General features: G+C 41.0%; 18 protein-coding genes and 1 pseudogene. All 19 read right to left on the bottom strand.

Features of this window, described 5'->3' with window-relative positions; genetic code table 11:
* Positions 1-308: 308 nt before the first annotated feature.
* A complete protein-coding gene (locus HHK02_RS10845) occupies positions 309-1,163 on the bottom strand; it encodes a DNA/RNA non-specific endonuclease (protein ID WP_085680329.1) in 855 nt (284 codons plus the stop codon).
* Positions 1,164-2,552, bottom strand: a complete 1,389-nt coding sequence (locus HHK02_RS10840; RefSeq protein ID WP_181462425.1) for an amino acid permease — start codon at positions 2,550-2,552, stop codon at positions 1,164-1,166. It abuts the gene before it with no gap.
* The gene (locus HHK02_RS10835) at positions 2,553-3,371 is read right to left on the bottom strand and encodes an LPXTG cell wall anchor domain-containing protein (protein ID WP_181462424.1); all 819 of its coding nucleotides are present in this window, start codon (positions 3,369-3,371) and stop codon (positions 2,553-2,555) included.
* Positions 3,372-5,147 carry a 1-deoxy-D-xylulose-5-phosphate synthase gene (locus HHK02_RS10830; protein WP_181462423.1) on the bottom strand — a complete coding sequence of 592 codons (1,776 nt, stop codon included), beginning with the start codon at positions 5,145-5,147 and terminating at the stop codon, positions 3,372-3,374. It abuts the gene before it with no gap.
* The gene (locus tag HHK02_RS10825) at positions 5,148-6,398 is read right to left on the bottom strand and encodes a DUF2075 domain-containing protein (RefSeq protein WP_181462422.1); all 1,251 of its coding nucleotides are present in this window, start codon (positions 6,396-6,398) and stop codon (positions 5,148-5,150) included.
* Positions 6,399-7,091, bottom strand: coding sequence for a TVP38/TMEM64 family protein (locus HHK02_RS10820; RefSeq protein WP_086141930.1), 693 nt, complete (start codon positions 7,089-7,091; stop codon positions 6,399-6,401).
* Positions 7,092-9,605: an excinuclease ABC subunit UvrA gene (locus HHK02_RS10815; protein ID WP_181462421.1), complete on the bottom strand. Its 2,514-nt coding sequence runs from the start codon at positions 9,603-9,605 to the stop codon at positions 7,092-7,094.
* Positions 9,606-9,944, bottom strand: a complete 339-nt coding sequence (locus HHK02_RS10810) for a fluoride efflux transporter FluC (RefSeq protein ID WP_181462420.1) — start codon at positions 9,942-9,944, stop codon at positions 9,606-9,608.
* A complete protein-coding gene (locus HHK02_RS10805) occupies positions 9,945-10,322 on the bottom strand; it encodes a fluoride efflux transporter FluC (RefSeq protein ID WP_098046449.1) in 378 nt (125 codons plus the stop codon). It abuts the gene before it with no gap.
* The gene (locus HHK02_RS10800; RefSeq protein WP_004562272.1) at positions 10,323-10,715 is read right to left on the bottom strand and encodes a VOC family protein; all 393 of its coding nucleotides are present in this window, start codon (positions 10,713-10,715) and stop codon (positions 10,323-10,325) included.
* A 126-nt stretch (positions 10,716-10,841) separates the two neighbouring features.
* Positions 10,842-10,997: pseudogene (locus HHK02_RS13265) on the bottom strand (IS110 family transposase); the annotation flags it as partial.
* A 131-nt stretch (positions 10,998-11,128) separates the two neighbouring features.
* A complete protein-coding gene (locus tag HHK02_RS10795; protein WP_098046295.1) occupies positions 11,129-12,061 on the bottom strand; it encodes an FAD:protein FMN transferase in 933 nt (310 codons plus the stop codon).
* Positions 12,062-13,312, bottom strand: coding sequence for an NAD(P)H-dependent oxidoreductase (locus HHK02_RS10790; RefSeq protein WP_098046296.1), 1,251 nt, complete (start codon positions 13,310-13,312; stop codon positions 12,062-12,064).
* The gene (locus HHK02_RS10785; RefSeq protein ID WP_099979639.1) at positions 13,313-13,885 is read right to left on the bottom strand and encodes an NADPH-dependent FMN reductase; all 573 of its coding nucleotides are present in this window, start codon (positions 13,883-13,885) and stop codon (positions 13,313-13,315) included.
* Entirely contained in the window at positions 13,886-15,292 is a 1,407-nt protein-coding gene (gene rlmD, locus HHK02_RS10780) for a 23S rRNA (uracil(1939)-C(5))-methyltransferase RlmD (protein WP_085719271.1), read from the bottom strand.
* On the bottom strand, positions 15,293-16,294 hold the full coding sequence (locus HHK02_RS10775) for a LacI family DNA-binding transcriptional regulator (protein WP_085719270.1): 1,002 nt from the start codon (positions 16,292-16,294) through the stop codon (positions 15,293-15,295). It lies immediately after the preceding gene.
* On the bottom strand, positions 16,295-17,668 hold the full coding sequence (locus HHK02_RS10770) for an SLC45 family MFS transporter (RefSeq protein WP_003670307.1): 1,374 nt from the start codon (positions 17,666-17,668) through the stop codon (positions 16,295-16,297).
* Positions 17,669-18,757 (bottom strand): glutamine-hydrolyzing carbamoyl-phosphate synthase small subunit, encoded by a 1,089-nt coding sequence (gene carA, locus HHK02_RS10765; RefSeq protein WP_098035477.1) that lies wholly within the window; start codon positions 18,755-18,757, stop codon positions 17,669-17,671.
* Positions 18,758-21,928, bottom strand: coding sequence for a carbamoyl-phosphate synthase large subunit (carB, locus tag HHK02_RS10760; RefSeq protein ID WP_099979636.1), 3,171 nt, complete (start codon positions 21,926-21,928; stop codon positions 18,758-18,760).
* Positions 21,929-22,239: the final 311 nt, after the last annotated feature.

Below are 22,239 nucleotides of genomic sequence, written 5' to 3'. Positions count from 1 at the left end.
CATTGAATTGACTGGAGCGTCTTGGACATATTCATTCAGCTTCAAATAAACTGCCTGATTTCACCAAATTCTGCTCGATTTCTGTTAAAATATCCATTGTTCAGCTTCAAATAAACTGCCTGATTTCACCAAATTCTGCTCGATTTCTGTTAAAATATCCATGAGGAAAGACCTGCCTTTGCTTAGTATTCGACACACTAAAGGCTACTGGTCTTTTCTTTTTTGTAAATAAGTAAATTGGTCTACAAAAAAGATTTCCACGACCAGATGAATTATTCATCCAACCTATGAAAATCTTACACTAACGCTTAATTCGTGTTCACTTGCGTTACTGCCCCTGTTGCATAATTTATACTAATATTGTTTTGCACATTGGGGACGAATACATTGTATTGCAAACTGCCATCCTTTGACTTGGCCTCAATATGGGCACCCGAAGGCACTAAATTATTACCATCATATACGTCAGTTACCCGGTAACGAACTTGTTTATTTTGATCCAGAGCTTTTCGCACTAAGCCTTCATAGTAGTTCTGCCCGGTTGATGTACTGCTTCGAGCTTCGTTGGCCCAAGCAGTTTGAGTTGCAATATTAGCGGGATTTGACTCTGAAGCATCAAAACCACGGATACCACCTACTAATGCATATCCTAGTAAGTGTCCGCGATCATAAGCATGGGAGATACCACCTTTTAAGTTATGGGCTTGTAAAAATCCAGCTGGCTTCCAATTAGTGGCTCCATTCCCAGTTTCGTTTCGATTACGGTATTGCCGTGTTGTTCGATTGAGCCACGCGTCACCTTGCCATGCTCGTCCACGCGAATCACGTCGATTAACAGCGTATGGCGCATTATTAATATTTGCGTTTAGTGCCGTCTGATTGTTATTTAAAATAAACGCTCCGTAACCATTCCATTTTATATCAGATGTTCCTAACTGCTGACGAACGCCATTAGAAAGAACACCCGTAGCCTGCTCTTGGGTTGGCGGCGTAAAAGAAGATGATCGATTATTATTGCTGGAATGGCGCCAAGACGCTACTCGCTGGATTCCCTGTGGTAAGGTACTTCCCTTGTCAGATGGCTGGGAAAAACTACCAATGCCGAGAACCGCTACTAAAGCTAAAAGTAAATACTGGGTCTTTTTATTGAATCGAAATCGCATTTATGCTAATTTATCTTGGCGCTGAGTTCTTAACTTGTAGATAATGCTCATAATAACTAAGAAGACTGCCCCAACACTGACTGAAATCCGTGTATCTGGGTTAAAGAACATAAATAGTAAGATAACACTTAGCGCAATCAAGCTAAAGTAGTTATATGCTGGATAAAATGGCATCTTGAATGGGTGATCCTTTAATTCAGCCGGATTGTGACGCCGGAAGTTTAATTCTGAAATCAAAATAATAAACCATGGTACCATTCCGGGAAGGACACTTGAACTATATACAATCACGAAGATATTAGCAGAGGCTGCATTAAACATTGATAGAAGCATGTTAACAATAAAGCCAAGGAAAATCCAGAATGAAATTGTTAAGATCGCAACATTTGGTACAACCCGCTTTGACAATTTACTAAAGACCTTAGGAACCTCACCATCAACTGAAAGCTTGAAAAGCATCCGACTAGCACTATAGATTCCTGAGTTGGCACCGGACAATGCAGCAGTCAAAACAACAAAGTTAATGATTCCAGCTGCTCCAGTAATACCAACTTTAGTAAATGTCTCAACGAATGGTGATCCAACTGCTTTTAATTCGTCCCATGGATAAATGGAAACGATAACGAAAATTGCCCCAATATAGAAAATTAAAATCCGCCAAATAACAGATTTAACTGACTCAACAATTGCATGGCGTGGTGAAGCGGCTTCACCAGCAGTAATACCAAGTAATTCAATTCCTTGATAGGATCCAGCAATCACAGATAGTGAGAACATGAATCCCATGAATCCACCAGTAAAGAATCCACCATGTGACCATAAATTGGAAATTCCAACCGGATGCCAATTGTTACCCAACCCAAGGACAATTACTAACAATCCAAGAATGATCATAACAATAATTGTAACAACTTTAATCATCGCAAACCAGAATTCCAACCGGCCATATGCCTTAGCAGATGCAAGGTTCGCAAGCGTCAAGATAATGATCATTACTAACCCAGAAATCCAGTCTGGCAAGTTAGGCCACCAATAATTAAGGTATTGACTCATGGCGATAATATCCGAGATACCAACAATGATAAACTGAAAGACGTTACTCCACTTTGTCAGGTATCCAGCTAAGGGATGAATATATTTAGACCCATAGTCCGCAAAGGAACCAGTTCCTGGACTGATATAGATCATTTCCCCTAACGCACGCATAACACCATACAGGACTAAACCTACAAAGGCATATGCTAATAGGACAGAAGGACCAGTCCATTTAATAGTTGATGTGGCTCCCATGAAAAGACCACTACCAATTGTCCCACCAATTGCAATCATTTCCATTTGTCCGGGAGTCATTGTCCGATTTAATTTAACTTCATTTTTCTGATTATCCATTTATTTCTTTTTGTGCGCTCTATTTAGCAAAAAAAGACTCATCCCCGCGACCGTTACCGTTATTCCCAAGCCAAGAAAAGTCGTTAAATTATCAGTCTCATTTCCTGTCTGTGGAAGTATTTGCTGGTCAGAATTATCGTTTTTATGTGAATCCCGATGTGAACGATTTAGTCGATTATTAATACCTGCTATCCGTTGGTGCACATTTTGCTGCTTTCTTGTATTATTTACCTCCTCATAATTTTCCGTAACCTGATTATCATCCTCCAGATCTTCTTTCATGGGGTAATTATCCTGTGAATCTTGCTTTTCCTCTTTTTTATTCTCCTTTGCTTGCCCCTCCTTTTGCTTTTCTGCTAACGTATTTTCTTTGCTGTCTTTTTTTGGCCCTTCATTTTTATTGAGAGGCTGATAATAAACATTTATCGTATTTTTTAATTGCGATAGATCCTCTATTTCTGTAACAGTTGGAATCTTATCTATTGATGGTTTAAAACCAGCTTGGTCAGGGATATTAACTTCCTCAAAAGGTTCAATAATCCAAATTGCCTTTTTGGTTGGATCATTCAGTACTTCACGGTAAGCATAAGACACTTGTTCCACTTTTTTAACCTCATTTAGGAGATGAAAATAAATTACACGTTTGATTTGGACACGTTCTTTCTGGTTATTTGCGTTAGATACGGGCTGCGTAATTGGTTCTTGGAGTACCGCTAGAACTGGTGGTGTATTTAACGATAGCGAAAGGATCGTTGACGCTGTCGTTAAGCCTACTAAGCAAGTGTTTCGCAATACATGAAGGTGGTTTAAATGGTTCATTTATAGTGAATGGATAACCTGTTCAATATCATCCACAATTTGTTTAGGGGTTAAGTGATACCATTCATATAGTACTTCGGTAGGAACATTATCCGCAAATTCCCGTGGTGCTCCAAAGTTCAAAACTTTCATTCCCTTTGGTCCATAGTAACGAGCAATTGTCTCCCCGAAGCCCCCGCTAAGGACCCCATCCTCTAGTGTAACAACTACATCGTGATTTTCTGCTAGGTGATGGAGGACATCTGAATCGATTCCAGTTACCGACTTTGGATTGATCAATGTAGCATCAATGTTAAGCTTATCTTGGAGTTCCTTCCTTACCTTTTCACCAAGTTCCCAGAAGTCACCAACTGCCATAATTGCAACTTCACTTCCGCGATGAGCAATATCGTACTTGATCGTACTGTAGTCATCTTGTGTTGGTGTCCCGTGAAGAAGAGGCTTTTCTGGTTGCCGAATCACAACTGGTTCATCAGTTTGATTGATTGCCCATCGTAACATCGAAATCATTTCTTCGACGTTTGTTGGTGCTAAGTATTCAATGTTTGGCAAATCACTAATCATTGAAATATCGAATGTTCCTTGATGAGTAGCAGAACTTTCTGAAATTGACCCGCCTCGCACAATCATTACAACCGGAGCATCATTTAATGCCATATCATGAATCAATTGATCATATGCTCGTTGCAGGAAGGTACTATTTTGAAATACAACAGGGCGTGCACCTGCTTGCGCCATTGCAACAGCAGTCGTAATTGAATCCTGTTCAGCAATCCCAACATCATAATAACGATCTGGGTGCTTAGCCTTAAACTTGCCAAGATCAAACGTACCAGGAATTCCAGCATTAATAGCAACAACTGGCTTATCCGCTGCAATTTGCTTATCCAATTCAGCAAGGACAGCATCGCTATATGATTCTCCACTTACTTTAACCTTATCTTCACCAGTCTTTAAGTCAAATGGAGTGCGCCAATGATACTTCATCTTTTCTTCAACAGCAGGCTCATACCCCTTCCCTTTTAAGGTGTTAACATGAAGGACGATTGGATGATCAATATCCTTGATTTCCTTAAAGGTGTCGATCATCGTCTGCAAATCATTGCCATCTGCAACGTACTTGTAATCGAGCCCCACAAACTTAAAAATATTATTGGGAGATTCACCATTGGTATCCCGTAGTTCTTTTAGTCCCTTGTATAGACCACCTTGATTTTCGTCAATTGACATTTGATTATCATTAACGAGAATAATCAAGTTAGAATTAAGCTTAGCAGCATTGTTTAATCCTTCAAAAGCTAATCCGCCACTTAAGGATCCATCCCCAATTACTGCCATAACATTATTATGCGATTGAGGCTTTATCAAATCACGCGCTTGAGCCATCCCCACTGCAAGGGAAATTGACGTTGAAGTATGACCGATCTCAAAAAAGTCATGAACGCTTTCTTCTGGGGATGTAAATCCGGTAATATCTTCATAATGATCAGGGTCAAGAAAACCTAACTTTCGACCTGTCAGCATTTTATGGGCATAGCTCTGGTGTGAAACATCCCAAATAACTTTATCATGGGGCGAATCAAAGACATAGTGAAAAGCAATTGTTAGCTCCATTACGCCAAGATTAGGGCCCACGTGTCCACCAATTTTTGCGTCACGTTCAAGAACAAGTTGACGCATTTCTGTTGCTAATTGTTTTAATTCGTCAAGTGACATGTCCTTAATATCGCTTGGTTCATTAACTTCATTTAAGAGGTAATCAGGATGCAGATTCATTTATTGTTCCTCCTTTGGTAGCGTAAACCCAGCCTTCTCAAAAAGGGAGGTAAGAGAATGTCGTAAAAGCGGATCATGAGCGTAAAGATAAGTTCCATATACACCACGTTTAAATAAAACGTTCAAAGAATTCATAATCATTCTTTTTTCTAAACTCTTAATTTCAGCTGGATCAGTTAGGTCGTCACGTTTTTTGAATGCTTCAACATCTGTATAACGATCTAAATTTACTTGAAGTTGGTTTGTTTGAGGCGTTTGGCTAATTGGTGGCCCAATAATAATGCCGGTGTAATTTAAGTCAAACCCCTGGCAGGTATAGATTGAGCCAACTTCACCAATGGTTTGAGGCAATTCTGCCCAGGGGGTAACTGTATAGTTATATTGATCCCACGGCATTTTAAATCTGCCTTCCTCAATGTAGTGTTTACCACCATCGAGCGTTGACGGATATCCAGACGTTGACAGGATGCGGGAAAGTCCTACTTCTTTATTACGTTGGACAATTGCTTTCCTCATTTCCTCGGCATCACTGTAAATGCGAAAATCATAATGATCACGGGCGGATGCTGGTAAAACAGTTAATTTATAGTTAGTAAATTCATTAAACCACTTAACTAATTCATCGCTCGCATTCATACGAAACATGTGGGTCAAATGGTAATCTTTATGGGGATATTGGTTCGTAATTGCCTGAAGTCGTTCAGGGGTCCAGAGACTTTTCATTCGTAAGACTTGGTATTGATCAAAGACAATTATGACAACTTTAGCACGTTTAATAATCTCGACAAGCTGATTATCATGGTAAAAATTATTATAATGATCGGGTTTGGATAATAAAAGATGAGCTTCATCAATAACAGCAACATCAATGGTTTGGTTTCGCTTATCCAATTGATTAATTAATGAAGTTGGCCGAGCGAAGTCCTTTTTATATAACTCTTTTATTGGCCCAGCAATCTCTTTATAGACTTTCAGAATTTCTGGATGGTTAACAAGAAAATAATTATTAGTATGATAAAGAACGGAATTTTGTTGTGTCCGTGCTTCTTTTTGAATGCGAACGAATAATTGTGATAAGATTACGCTTTTTCCAGTCCCAGCATCTCCGTAGACTGTATATATTGCAGGATGATTTTGTGTTAGATGGTGTTTAGTAAATGAAATAATATCATTGACGAGTTGTTCTTGCTCTGTCGTTAATTTTTTAAATGGTGAAATTTTGTTAGTTGCAGCGTTGTCTATATTTTTCATTTATTTTGTTGCTGCTTTTTCTTCATGGTTTTGCCAGATTTTGCGAACGAGTAAATAACAGCCAATTAGAATTAAAATAGCGATTGCGACACCGATCAGTCGTCTAATGTTGCCTTTGAAAATAGCATCCCCACCAAAGGCATAGAGAAAGGAGGTCGGTGCCATTCCCACGGTTACCATCGCCAAGTAGTGTTTCCGACTCACATTTAAACGGGCACCAGCGTAGTTTACAAGTACACTAGGGATAACCGGAATCATAAAGCCGATTGTAAGTGCAATTAACGGATGCTTTTGCTGCAAGAGGTAATGAAGGATCTTATTTTTCTTTACCCGTTTGGAGAGGTTAATTTTACGAATTATACTCATTACAGTAGAGTTTCCTAAAATGTTTCCAACCCAATTAATCAGAAAACCAACAATTGGTCCATAACATAACCCGGCAAAGATACAAACAACGGAATTTGACATTCCCGGAATCGCATTTAGGATACCGATTAAAGCTACAAGAAGAAAGATATCTGTAAAACCATGACTTCTAATCATATGGAGAAGCTTAGCCTTATTATGGGCATTAAAGTCTAGTAGTAGGTCAATTTCTGGCTTATATGTTCGATAAATGAAGTAGAGAACGATGACGGCGAGGATAATTGCGCCAACGATCAGCCATGTTTTACTTAATTTACGCTCTTTCATTTAATTAAATCTTGACCAATATTCTGCCAAATACTTGCTGGTTAAACTTTCTGGTTTTTGAATAAGGGCTAACGGATTACCCTGAGCCACAATTTCCCCACCATTGCTGCCACCGCGCGGACCCATATCAAGCATATAATCTGCGTTAATAATCAAATTTAAGTCATGAGTAATAGTAATGATTGTCGCTCTCCGATCAAGTAATTGCTGCATTACCGCTAAAAGGGTTTTAACATCAAGGGGATGCAAGCCAATAGTCGGTTCATCAAATACAAACAACGTTTCGCTTTGATTATGATTAAGGTGTTTAACAAGTTTTAAGCGTTGCGCCTCACCACCAGAAAGACTAGGCGTACTTTCGCCTAAGTGCAGATATCCTAGGCCTACTTCATCTAATAATTGAAGTTCACGAGCAATTTTCGGAACTTCCTTAAATACACTCATCGCTGCCCGAACATCTAATTTTAAGAGATCAACAATTGAATATCCCTGCCACTTAACTTTTTGAACTTCTTCATTGTATCGACTTCCCCCACATGTTGGACAAGTCTGTTGCATATCTGGCAAGAATTGAATATCAAGAGTTACGACCCCCGCGCCCCCACACGTTGGACATGCTCCCTGCTTATTATTATAAGAAAAGTAAGAAGGTGTATAGTGTTTCTCTTTGGCTAAGGGCTGGGCTGCAAATAACTTCCGCAGATTATCCATAATACTGGTATAAGTTGCGACTGTTGACCGGTTAGTTTTACCGATTGGCGCTGCATCAACACTTACTACTTCTTTTAACGGACTTGACAATTTTCGAACTTGCGAAGGTAATTTAGCCCCACTTGCTTGAGCATGGATAGCAGGAACTAAACTATCAAGGATCAGACTTGTTTTACCAGCACCCGAAAAACCAGTGATAGCAGTCAGCCGATTAACCGGAATCTCTCCATAGACGTCTTTAAGATTGTAATAATCTTTTACTTCAAAGGTAATCTCTTGACTAGCTGGTTCGTTTGCTATGGGGCGACTTTTTAATACTGCTGTCCCATTTAAATAAGGACCAATTTTAGACTGAGGGTTGTCAGCAATTTGCGATGGTGTCCCCTCCGTAAGAATTTCTCCACCCTTTTCTCCAGAACCCGGGCCAATTTCAATAATCCAATCTGCTTCTTTGATAATATCAACATTGTGATCAACAACTACTAATGAATTACCTTGGGCCACTAATTCCTTAAATACATTTAAGAGGCCTGTAATATTGTCAGGATGTAAGCCGATGGAAGGTTCATCCAGAATATATAAGACACCGGTTGTTTGAGTTCGAAGAGTTCTTGCAAGCTGAATACGTTGTAATTCGCCTGTCGATAACGTATTCCCGTTTCGCGATAAAGTTAAATAATCAAGACCTAATTCCAATAATGGCCGTAAATTATCATCAAACTCTTTAAATAATGAAGTAGCCATCTTTTTCATATCTGAAGGAAGAGCAGCTAATACATCTTGCTTCCACTTGCTTAATTCCCCAAGCGTAAGATCACTAACTTGCGCAATATTTAAACCACCAGCTAATTGTTTTAATAATTCTGGTTTTAACCGTGTCCCATGGCAAACTGGGCACATTGAATAATGGAAAAATTCACTAATTCGTTTTTGCGCTCGTTCACTTTTACTACTCTTCGCAGATGCTAATACCGCTTCATGGGCGTTCTCGTATAAAGCATTAAAGTCATGAAAAACGCGGCCTGTTCCAGAGCGGAAGTCCATCTTAAACTTCTTTTGGGGACCATTTAAAACAAAATCTTTTTCTTTAGGGGTTAAATCTTTATATGGAACATGGATCCGGACACCTGCCTGTTCAGCAACACTCGGCATAAAGTTTCGTCCGGGCAAATGCCATGAAGCAACTGCCCCATCAGCTAAACTAAGATTTTCATCCCCAATAAGTTTACTTTCATCCAGTTCACGAACTTTTCCTGTTCCATGACATCGTAAGCAAGCTCCGTCAGAATTGAATGCAAAGTCTTCTGCTCCATAGGCATAAAACTTTGTGCCACAAGTAGGACAGGTTAATTGTCCCATCTCATTGCCGCTCTTACTCATTACCTCTGCGATTTCAAGGCTTGGTTTTAAACGATGCCCATTTGGACAGACCGGTTCGCCAAGCCGTGAAAAGATCAGCCTAATTACATTCAACATCTCACTCATTGTTCCAACGGTTGCTCGTTCAGATGGAATTGCGGGACGTTGCTTCAATGCTAGTGCTGAAGGAATATGTTTAACACTTGTAACATCGGCTTGAGCACCTAACTTTATCCGCCGTCTTGTGTAAGTAGAAAGCGCTTCTAAGTACCGGCGAGATCCCTCTTCATATAAAATCCCCATTGCTAATGAGCTTTTCCCAGAACCAGATAATCCCGAAATTGCGACAAATTTATGTAGGGGGATATTGATATCAATGTTCTTAAGGTTGTGGACTCTTCCACCTTTTACTTCAATTTGCGTTGGTAGTATGGTTTCTGTCACTCATATCATCATTCCACAGATGGCGGCAATAACTCCACCAAGATAACTTAAGCCGAAATAAAGAGCGAACATTCCCCATCGTTTTTCATCCATCATTGAAATTAGCTCAACATTGAAAGTCGAAAAAGTAGTATAACCTCCTAATAAGCCAATCCCAAATAATAGCATGATCGAGGAATTACTAGCAAAATTCTTGGTAAGAATGCCTAATAAAAAACTACCGGTGATATTAATAAATAGAGTTGCTAGGGGCCAATCAATTCTTAGCTTTTTCCACCAGCTTGTGATGATGTAACGAATGACGGCCCCAATTGCTGCTCCAAGCCCTACACTAATCATCTAATCATCTTGTCGCGGACCTCCGTATTTTCGTGCCAAAATAAAACCGAGCAGTGCCAAAGCCAAGCCGCCAAAAGAGCTCACAAGAAAATAACCGATGCTAGCAATTATACCTTGGCTTTCAAGCTTAACAATAGTTGTGGCTAAACTTGAAAATGTCGTAAAAGCGCCAATAAAACCAGTTCCTATCCCGGCATTTAGCCATGCTGCTAATAGTCCCCGCTCAATAAAATAATAAGTTATAAAAGCTAACAAAAATGAACCAATAAGGTTGGCATATAAAATCCCATCGCCGCCTAATAGGACACTAAGTTCATAACGGGTAATTCCGCCGAGGAAGCCGCCAATCGAGACACTCATTATTGTTTTTATATTCATTTATTTATTCTTATATACTGCAATTTCAATCAGATTATTATCTGGATCATAAACGTAAAGCGAGGTCATTTCGCCTTCCGCCCCTTGTTTTACAATTGGTCCAGCAATTATATCAATATAATAGCTATTAAGATGGTGAACAATATCGTCAATACTATCTCCGGCAACTAAACATAAGTCAGCAGAACCAATTGTCGGATCAGCTGCCTTTAAAGTAGTTGGTCGGTCAATTTTTTGTAAACGGATTAACTGATGCCCACACCGCATTGTAATTAAGTCATCATTACTTTGTTCTTTAATCACTGGCATATCAAATACTTCGTGATAAAAGCGCATTGATTGCTCTAAATCAGTTACAGTTAAAACAATGTGATCAATTCGTCGCATTTTCATACTTCTGTCTCGCTCATATTTCCTACGATTAGTCAAGAAAAATATTTAGAAAAGAAGAGTATACTAAACTAACCCGGTTCTTCTTCAAAAATCGAGAATTAGTGGTATATTAAAATTGTGAGGTGATTATGCCTTCACAGGGACCATTGAGTCCGTATACCGATAGTGGTATTTTTCATGGTGCTTAATCATGGATAAGAGACATTTCAGAGTTTTATTCATACAAGCTACCATGGCGACCTTGTTCATTTTGGGATGAGGTCGTTTTTCTTTTAAACGATACTTTGCCTTAGACTTCCTTCAGATTCCACCTCGCAGTGGACACCCTTGTCCTCAGCTCATGGTTCCGACTACTACGGCCCATAGCGGACTCTCACCGCCTAGCTAATACCCATGCCGGGCGCACACAAAAATCAATTTTTATTCAGCCCAACGTTTACCATTGATTCATCATTATGAATAAAGATAGCGCCACGGTTACCAGGACGCACTTCCCAGCCTGTGATTGGTTCACCATTGAAGAAGAGTCGCTTAGCCTCAATTTCACCCATTACCGATTGATCAGTGAAAACAGTCACACTGCTCAAATCAGTCTCTAATGGGTATCCAGTCCGAGGATCTAGTAAATGGTGATAACGACGACCATTTTTGATCAAAAATCGTTCATAAATCCCAGATGTAACTGCCGAACAAGCCGGTTCGCGGACAGTTGCCAAATTTTCACCTCGATGCAGTTGCGGATCCTGCACACCGATGATCCACTGCCCATCATCCCGCCGTGGCGACTTACCAACAAATAAGAGATTCCCCCCTAAGTCGATAATTCCCGCGGGAACTCCAGCTTCAATCCAAAGATCCCGAATACGGTCCGCAATATAGCCCTTCGCAATTCCGCCAAGGTCTAATTCCATCCCCGGCTCTTCTAAATATACCGTCCGTGCTTCTCGGTTCAGCAATACTTTATAAGGGTCGATCAACTTCAACCGCTCTTTGATCTCAGCATCACTTGGCACGTGCGCCCCTGCAAAACCGATTTTCCATAATTTTACTAACGGGCCAATCAAAGCGTTAAAGCCAAAGTTTTCACGACTATATTTCACTGCCAGCTCAATGAGGTCAAAAGTCGTTGGCGATACCATTTTCGGAGTTTTCCCTGCACCATGGTTCACCGACATCACTTCTGATTCATTACGGTTAACCGTTAATCGGTCCTCATAGTGGTCAATTAGGTCCATTGATTTCTTTAACAATGAAAAGTATTTGTTGCCAAAAATCGTTAAATTTATGCGAGTTCCGAGAGCGTGATGAGTCATCACATGCCGCTGCGCCATCAATTCATTATTCATCTAGTTTTCGGATGCACCTGTTGTAGCATCTGCCTCATCATCATTTGCGTCTACGCTGCCTGCATCTGATACGCCTGTTGTAGCGTCCGCATCAGTATCATCGTTTGTTGCTGGTGCTGGGGTTGTAACCACTTCACTAGCATTGTCGGTGTTATCATCATCACTTGATTCTGAAGCACCAGTTGATGCATCAACGCTGTCAGCTTCTTCACTGTTGTCATTAGCATCCTCATGCTTAGATGCACCAGTGTTACCATCAGTACTCCATGCACCATTTTCGAAGAGGTTAAGAATGTATTCCACACTACCAGTAAATTCGATGGTTCCAAGGTAATGACCATTAACATCACGTAAAGCGTAGTATTGAATCAATGAACGGTGACCATTCATCCATAATGGACGGGTAACAACGTCTTTTTCACCATTCCGGAAACTGTTAATAATCTTCATAACAACCGGAACAGCCAACGGTGGATGACATTCTTGAACAGTTTCCCCGAGAGAAGCTACATTCCGAACGTGTTCCCGATTTGGCTTGTCAGAGAACCATGCGAAATGGTCAGTACTGTCAATTAAGTCAATTTCAAATGGGATTGTACTGAAGATTTGTTGAACTTCTTTTAATGTCAACCGACCAGTAGGGAAATTAATGTAAGCTTCACTGATCGTTGGTTGTTTAACGGACATATCCAGTCCCTCCTTATTTGCATTTTCAAAGATTTGAATGTATTCCACAAAATGGGTAAAGCAGTTTTCAAGGTTATCACGTGCTTCGGCATTAATTAACCGACCGTCTTTGGAGAAGGAATGACTAGCATTACCAATCAGAACTTCATTTCCTGGTAATAGGTTAGCATCACAATCAGGAGAAACCAGAATCTGCCGCATTTGAACTTGAGATCTTGCAGAAGCTTGGCGTCCATAAGATACACCGACAACCATAACTGGCTTGCGTTTTAATACATCAGTCTTGTAAGAAAGCCATTCTACTGTACTCTTTAAGGCTGCTGGAATCCCATGGTCATATTCAGGAGTTGAGAAAATAACTCCGTCTGCAGCCTTAACTTTTTGCTTTAACTTCCATACCTCTGTTTGTTCAGAAAGAGGGGTATCAACGCTAAATGGTGGCAATTGGCTAATTTCAGCAATTTCAATATCAGCCATTTGACGGAAGTGCTTTTTCATGTATTTAAGCAAAATCCGGTTATATGAGAAATTGGCATTAGTTCCAACTAAAGCAAGGATTTTCATTTACTTCTTCGCCTCCTTCTTTTCAGCAACCATCCGATTGATTGCCTTGGCGTAGTGTTTGAATTCACGCATACATTTTTCTAAGAAATGAATAGTCGTTTCGTTAGTAATGTCACCATCTTTATCAATGATATGATCGGCATCACTCATAAAGAACTCTTCGTTTTGGAAAATATAAGCATTAACACCTGGTGAGATCAAAATATCTCGTAATTGAACTTGAGAACGGGATGAGCCTTGGTCATGGGTAGAAGCACCGATGATCATGACTGGCTTATTTTCTAATGGATGAACTTCATAGGAAAGCCATTCAATTACACACTTTAAAGCAGAGGTAACAGAGTGGTTGTATTCTGGGCTGGCAATAATAACAGCATCGGCGCTTGAAACACGACGATCAATATCAGCAACAACCTCAGGAATCTTTCCCTTATAATTTTCATTAAACATTGGCACTTGACGAATATCAATCACATCAATATCATCATCACTAAAATGACGGGCAATAAATTCTAATAACATCCGGTTGTATGAATGATTAGCATTTGACCCGGCAATTGCAGCAATTTTCAACTATTCTTTATTTCCGTTTCGTAATGATAATTTCACGACTGCCTCACAGCGTGCTGTTTGGGGCATCATGTCAATTGGTTGAATGTAGTCAACGTGATAGACACTAGTTAACCGCCGTAAATTACGGGCAAGAGAAGCCATACCACATGAGACGTAGGCAAACTTTCGCGGCTTAACTTTTAAGATTTGCTTGATTAATTGGTCATCTAACCCGGTTCGCGGAGGATCAACAACAAGGGCATCAAAGTTGAGTCCTTCTTTTTGCCAGCGGGGAAGAACTTCTTCTGCTTTGCCGACTTCATATTTAGCGTTAGTAATATTATTTAGCTTGGCATTTTCGTTAGCATCAGCCACCGCTTCGGGGATGATTTCCATTCCGCAAACAGATTTTACCCGCGATGCAAGTGAAAGGCCGATTGTCCCGATCCCGGCATATGCATCAATTAAGGTATCATCTTTGTCCAATTCAAGGGCTTTAGAAGCTTCTTCGTACAGCACTTCTGTTTGTTCAGGATTTAGTTGTAAGAATGAACGTGCTGAGAGTTTGAAATCGAGTCCCATCAAGCTTTCAAGGATTGAATCTTTTCCAGCGAGGTGGATCATTTTATCACCCCAAATTAAGGGTGTATCACCTGGGTTAACGTTTTGCATAACTGAAACAACTGCTGGTAGTTCTTTTTCAATGCGTTCAAGCAATTCGCGTTTGTGAGGAAGTTTAGCAGAATTAGTAATGAAGGTTAATTGGACTTCCCCAGTTGACCATGATTCACGGACTGCTAAGGTTTTGATGATACCGCTATTGTTCTTTTCATCATAAACTGGGATTTGCAAGTCTTCGATCATCTTCGTAACTGCTCGAACTGTCTCCATTGTACGGGGCATTTGAACAGCACAAGTCTCCATATCAACGAGGGTATGACTGTTTGGCTGGTAAAGACCGGCTGCTACTTTGCCATTGACCATTCGGATTTGAAACTGGGCCTTGTTACGGTAACCGTATTCTTCAGGGGCTGCAATAGTTGGGCGAACATCGTAATTACGGTAGCCGTATGGTTGAAACTTTTCGAGACTATCGATGATTACTTGCCGTTTAAACTTTAATTGTTGTTGGTAAGCGAGGTTTTCAAGTTCAAAACCACCAGCGATATCAGCGTACTCATCTCGTGGCGTTACCCGATCCCGACTCTTTTTCCGGATCCGGTGAATTTTAGCTTCAAGATAGCGTGGGAGAACGCGTGTAACTTCCGCGACTACGACTTCATTTGGCAGGGCACCAGGGACAAAACATACCTTGTGCTTATAGTAGCCGATTCCGTGCCCGTTAACGCCTAGGCGACGAATTGTGAGGGGGAATCGTTTCCCAACCCATACATCAACATCTTGTTCATGTTGTTTAGTTTGTGTCATCTAATGTTTCTTGCCTAGGAGTCTTACGCTATTTCGCGGTGTGATATGGATTGGAATAAATTGTGAGTCATCATCGTTCAATAGGCTCCTAACTGCGATGAGTCCCATTTGATAAAAGTCCTGAGTTACGCTTGTAATAGTTGGGATGGTAATATCACAGAGAAAAGTCCCATCGATACTAATAAATGATAGGTCTTTTGGAATATCAAGGCCTAGCAAATGAGCCTCTCTGATCATGCCCACAGCCACCATATCACTAGCTGTGATGATCGCGTCAAGATTCTTATTCATTAGTGTTTTGAGCATATTTTGCTGAGGACCAAAACTGTAATCCCCATATTCGACCCATCCCATATGAGGGATTAATCCGTGTTCAGTCATTGCCCGTTGGTAGCCTTGAAGTCGTTGCTTACCGGTTGAAGAACGATCGATGCCGGCTAATCCAATCCGTGAGTGTCCTCGTTCAATTAAATAGTTAGCGGCTGAATAACCAATTTCCTCGTTATTTGAACTTGTAAATTTAAATCCAATATATCGGGAATCAGTTTCGTCATAGACCGATACTAACCGACAAGGGGTATTGCTTTCTTGTAAGGTGCGAGCTGCTTGTTCGTCGAGGGAGGTTGCGACTAGCAGAATGCCGGCAACATGCCGTTCGAGGGCAACGCTAATTGCTTGATTAAGCAGTCGGGCGTTATGGTTTCCAGCGTAAAGAATAAACATTTGGTAACCAGCTTTATCTGTTTCTGCTTGAATAGCAGCGATGATATCATTTGAGAAATTCGTTTGAGTATTATTTAAGATAACGGCAATTAACATACTACTATTGGCAGCTAATTCAGCCGCTGCAAGGTTTTTCTTGTATCCTAGTTCTTTAGCGATTGCTTCAATCTTAGCCGCGGTTTCGGGACGGTAGGATTTCGCCTTTTTGGATAAAACACGAGAAACAGTGGCCGTTGAAACGTGGGCCCGTTGAGCAATATCTTTAATTGTTGGCTTCATTTAGGCTTGGTAAGTTTCCTTGATAAAGAGAACTGAAATTGCACCTAAGAGAGCAGAAATACCGGTAACAAGCATCATGTTGACTTGGGAACTACCAAGTAATGGGAAGAGACCAAAACTAAGTAGTGAGGCAACCATTTGTGGTACACAGATTGAACCATTAAATAGGCCAAGGTAAGTACCCATGTGTTTACCAGATAAGGCATTTGTAACCATTGTTAATGGGTAGGTGTTCATTGAAGCCCAAGCAATTCCGATCAAAACGAAGGAGAAGATAAGGGCGTTTTGTGAATGGATAAAGAAGATTGATGTGTATCCAACAGCCCCAAGCAAAAGACTGAAAGCATAGCCAGCTTTGTGGTGGTTATTAGGAACTTTAGCCAGAACATATGACCATACAACTGCTGCAATTGATTGAACAGCGGTCATAACACCGTACCAGTTACCGGCAGCTTGGTAGGCAGCAGAAGAAGCATCCGTTGTTAACCAAACATTCTTAGCGATGGCCCCGACCGCATAAGTTGAAAGGTATTGGAAAGAGAACCAGCAGAAGAATTGAACTAATGCGACATTCCAAAATACTCGTGGAGCATGCTTTAAGAGGGTAAACCAGTTTCCACCTTTTTTATTGTCTTCCTCTGAAATACCATGGTAACGAGCATAAGTTGCGGGATCATATTCGTGAACCCGGAAGATAGTAAAGAGACAGGTGATGACTAAAATAACAGCGCCAACGTAGAACGAAATTACAACTGATTGAGGAACAACACCCTTTTTAGCAGTGTTTGATATACCCCACCATGTCAAAAGGAATGGGAAAATGGCTGCTAAAACGGCACCGGTATTACAGATTAAACTTTGAATCCCGTATGCATAACTCTTTTGATCATCGTTAACCATATCACCAACCATCATCTTAAATGGCTGCATCGCCATATTTGATGAAAGATCAAGGAAGGCGACGGTAATAGCCCCAAACCAGAGGGCTGCTAACGAACCGTATCCAAATCCAAAACTTCCTGAATTAGGCAGTAAAATCATAACGATGACGGCAATGACCATCCCGATTAACAGGTAGGGGAGACGCCGACCACCAAGTTTTGGCGCCCATGTTCGGTCAGAATAATAACCAATGATTGGCTGCACGATCAATCCTGCAAGTGGCGGAAGTAAGAAGAACCATCCCAAATTATTAGGATTAGCACCAATTGTTTGGAAGATCCGGCTCATTTGTGAACCTTGTAACGTAAAGGCGATTTGAACCCCAAGGAAACCAAAGTTAATCATCCAGATGGTACTCTTTGGTAAAATTGGCAATCCACTCGTCGAAGTTTCTTGGTCTTGGTTAAGTACGACAGACTCATCTTGACTCATTTAGGCATAGGTGAGGGCCTCCTTATTACTGTCAATTAATGCCATGAATTTATCAAAAAGCTGTTCAGCATCGTGGGGTCCTGGCGCAGCGTCTGGATGGAACTGAACGGAAAATGCAGGATACTTTGAATGCTGGAGTCCTTCAACTGTGCCATCGTTCACTTCAAGGTGGGTGATTTGGAGGTCAGTATCATCAATGGAGGATGGATCAACCGCAAAACCGTGATTTTGAGAGGTAAATGCGATTTTTCCTGTTTTAAGATTACGGACAGGATGGTTAAAACCGCGGTGACCAAATTTCATCTTATAAGTTTTAGCACCATTAGCTAGGGCAAAGATTTGATGGCCCATGCAAATGCCGAAAATGGGCACATGTTTTTCTAATTCTGCGACAGTTTCCGCAATAGTTGTCATTTCAAGTGGATCACCAGGGCCGTTCGAAAGGAGGATGCCGTCTGGATTGAACGCCATTATTTCACTGATCGAGGCGTTATAAGGAAGGACAATTGCATTGCAGTTTCTTTTATTTAATTCACGGAGAATGCTATTTTTCATTCCGAAGTCAAGAACAACTACAGTTCGCTTAGTTCCCGGATTAGCGTAGGATTCTTTAGTAGATACTTTGCTAATAATGTTCTGGGTTGGCGAAGTTTGTTTTAACTGTTCAAGCTTATCTTTGATATCGGTAACATTATCGGTCATAATTCCGCGCAATGTTCCATATTGACGAAGCTTACGGACTAGTTCACGTGTATCAATTCCTTGGAGGCCAGGAATGTGGTGCTTTGCTAAGAAATTAGGGAGCGAGTCAGTCATGCGCCAGTTGCTGGGAACACGAGCGACATGATGACAAATTATGCCCTTGATTTGGGGATACAATGTTTCGTTATCTTCACTATTAATCCCATAGTTACCGATGAGAGGATTGGTAAAGACTAAAATCTGATTGGCAAATGATTGATCGGTAATTGCTTCTTGATAGCCGACCATCCCTGTTGTGAAGACAACCTCACCAAGAGTTGCCTTGGTAGCGCCAAAACCCTCGCCGGTATAGACAGTACCATCTTCTAGAATTAAATATCGTTTCATCTATTTAATTGTGATGGCTTCCAAAGATTGATCTTCTTTAACGTGCAGCAACGCATTGACTGTATCAAGTGAAGTCATGAGGGGAACATTTTGCGCGATTGTACTTTGGCGGATCTGAAAGCCAAGTGAATCTTGTTCATAATCATGGCGCATAGTGTTGATAACAAGATCGATTTGCCCGGCTTTTAAGAGTCGGTTGAGTTCATCAATGTTAGATATTTTTTGATGGACGTGAATGCCGTTATCCTTAAAGTGCGATGCTGTTTGTGGGGTAGTGAAAATTTGGTAGCCAATCTGAGCGAACCGTTTTGCTAGTGGGAGAATGTCTTCTTCATCCCCATTTTCAATCGTAAAGAGAATTTTGCCATTGTTAGGGACTTGAACGTGTGCTCCAGAAAAGGCTTTATGAAGTGCTTTTTCATAGGTGGTATCTGTCCCCATCACTTCGCCTGTCGATTTCATTTCTGGACTGAGATAAGAATCAACGTTCGCTAACTTGTTAAAACTAAAGACAGGAGCTTTAACATGAATGGTTTGTGGTTCTGGATAAAGACCGTTAGTAAAACCTTGATCAGCAAGTGACTGGCCAAGGATAACTCTGGTAGCAACTTGGGCCATTTCGATTCCCGTAATCTTGCTGAGGAATGGCACTGTTCGACTAGCTCGCGGATTAACTTCAAGGATGTACACTTCACGATTATGAACAATAAATTGGATGTTCATGATGCCAATACATTTAAGAGCAACTGCTAATTTTTCGGTAGCAGTAACGATTTGTTGTTTAATGTCATCATCAAAATGTTGTGGGGGATAAACTGCCATTGAATCTCCCGAGTGAACGCCCGCATGTTCAATATGTTCCATAATTCCAGGGATAAGGACGTCTTTTCCATCGCAAATTGCGTCTACTTCACATTCCCGTCCTTCAAGGTAGGCATCGATTAAAATAGGGTGATCAGCAGTAATGGAGGCGTTTTGTTGAAGGTATTGTTGCAGTTCTTCTTGATTATAAACAGTCTCCATGGCCTTACCACCGAGAACATAACTTGGACGAACAAGAACGGGATAGCCGATTTTTTTAGCCGCTTTGATAACGGCAGAGTGAGTAGTTGCGGTTAAACCGATTGGCTGCTTAAGATTTAGATCAGTGATAACTTTATCGAATACTTCTCGATCTTCAGCAGCATCAAGGTCGTCAACGGTTGTTCCAAGAATATTAACCCCATTTTTAGCAATACCTTCTGCTAAATTAATCGCTGTTTGTCCACCAAATTGCACGATCACGCCTACTGGTTGTTCGAGATCAATCACGTTTAGGACATCTTCAAGCGTGAGGGGCTCGAAATAGAGTTTATCTGAGACCGAGAAATCTGTCGAAACAGTTTCTGGATTTGAATTGATGACAATTGCTTCATAACCAGCCCGTTGAATTGCCTTAACGCTATGAACGGTCGCATAGTCAAACTCAACTCCTTGACCGATCCGGATTGGCCCTGAACCAAGGACAAGGATAGATGGCTTCTTTGTCCGTTGGCTTTCATTTTCATGGTCATATGCGCTGTAGAAATAAGGGGTTGAAGAAGTAAATTCAGCAGCACAGGTATCGATCATCTTATATACGGGGAGAATTTCATTCTGTTTTCGGAATTTCCGAACTTCTTGTGGGGAAGTATGCCAAAGGCGGGCAATTGTTACATCGCTAAAGCCATATTTTTTGCTGATTATCAGTGTTTCTGCATCAAATGGCTTGGTACTAAGATCGTCTTCAAGTTCCACCAAGTGTTTGACGATATCGAGGAAATAGGGGGAAATCTTAGTTAAGTCATGAGTTTGCTTAAGGGAATATCCACGCCGAAATGCTTCTGCTAAATAAAATAACCGATCATCTTGGGGATAACGTAACTTCTTTTCAAGCATATCTGTTGGCGCATGATGAGCTTCTGCTGAAAAGAGGTCTTTTTCATCAATTTCGAGTGAACGAACAGCCTTATGGAGAGCTTCCTCAACTGTCCGACCAATTGCCATTACTTCTCCCGTGGCTTTCATCTGGCTGCCCAGGTGTCGATCAGCCTGAGTAAACTTATCAAACGGCCAGCGGGGAATTTTGCAGACAACATAGTCAAGTGCCGGTTCAAATTCAGCAAAAGTTGTCTTGGTAACGGGATTCTTAATTTCATCGAGGGTAAGGCCAACCGCAATTTTAGCAGCCATTTTAGCGATTGGATAACCGGTTGCCTTGGAAGCAAGGGCAGATGAACGGGAAACCCGCGGATTAACTTCGATAACGTTATACTGGAAACTTTGCGGATCAAGAGCTAGTTGGACGTTACATCCCCCTTCGATTTTGAGGGCACGGATCAGCTTGAGCGCGCAATCACGGAGCATCTGATATTCGCAGTCGCTAAGGGTCTGATTAGGGGCAAATACAATGGAGTCACCGGTATGAATTCCCACTGGGTCAAAGTTTTCCATACAACAAACGACCATTACATTGTCAGCTGAATCCCGCATTACTTCAAACTCGATTTCCTTATAACCCGCGATTGACTTTTCAATTAAACATTGGGTGACAGGGGATAATTCCAAGCCATTCTTGGCAACAGTACGCATTTCTGCATCATTATGGCAGATCCCGCCACCTGTACCACCCATAGTAAAGGCGGGACGGACGATTACTGGATATCCGCATTGGTGTGCGAATTCGACTGCTTCATCAACAGTATTAACTGTCTGTGAAGCCGGAACAGGTTCACCAAGCTCATTCATTAATTCCTTGAATTTTTCACGGTCTTCTGCTTCATCAATCGAATCCAGCTTAGTTCCGAGAAGTTCAATTCCTAATTCGTCGAGGAGACCAGTTTTAGATAAGGAGACAGCTAAGTTGAGGCCGATTTGTCCGCCAAGGGTTGGTAAAATTGCATCAGGATATTCTTGACGGATAATTCGAGAGAGGGAGTCAACCGTTAATGGTTCGATGTAGACATGATCAGCAATTTCCTTATCAGTCATGATTGTTGCTGGATTAGAATTAACAAGGATGGTTTCGTATCCTTCTTCGCGGAGGGCAAGACAAGCCTGCGTGCCGGAATAATCAAATTCAGCTGCTTGGCCAATAATAATAGGGCCAGATCCGATGACGAGAATTTTATGAATATCAGTTCGTTTAGGCATATTAAATAGAATCGAGTAGGAGATAATTGATTAGTTCAATTATCGACCTCTCACACCACCGTACGTACGGTTCCGTATACGGCGGTTCGACAACTTAATCACATTGAATTGACTGGAGCGTCTTGGACATATTCACATTCGTCAATGGATATCTATCGTAAGGCCTTCTACCAAGAGATATCACAGCTCCATCAACCAATAATCAATTGGTCAGTATTATTTATTTAAGTCCAGTGGCTAACTTATTCTTGAAATTTAGGAAAATTAGGATACTCCTATTTTAATTTTATTAATGGTTAAGCTACTAAATA

Origin of the sequence: Limosilactobacillus reuteri, from assembly GCF_013694365.1 — a bacterium.
GTDB classification, from domain to species: domain Bacteria; phylum Bacillota; class Bacilli; order Lactobacillales; family Lactobacillaceae; genus Limosilactobacillus; species Limosilactobacillus reuteri_E.
Note: the sequence above shows the minus strand (reverse complement) of the source record. Positions and strands in the feature narration are given on the sequence as shown.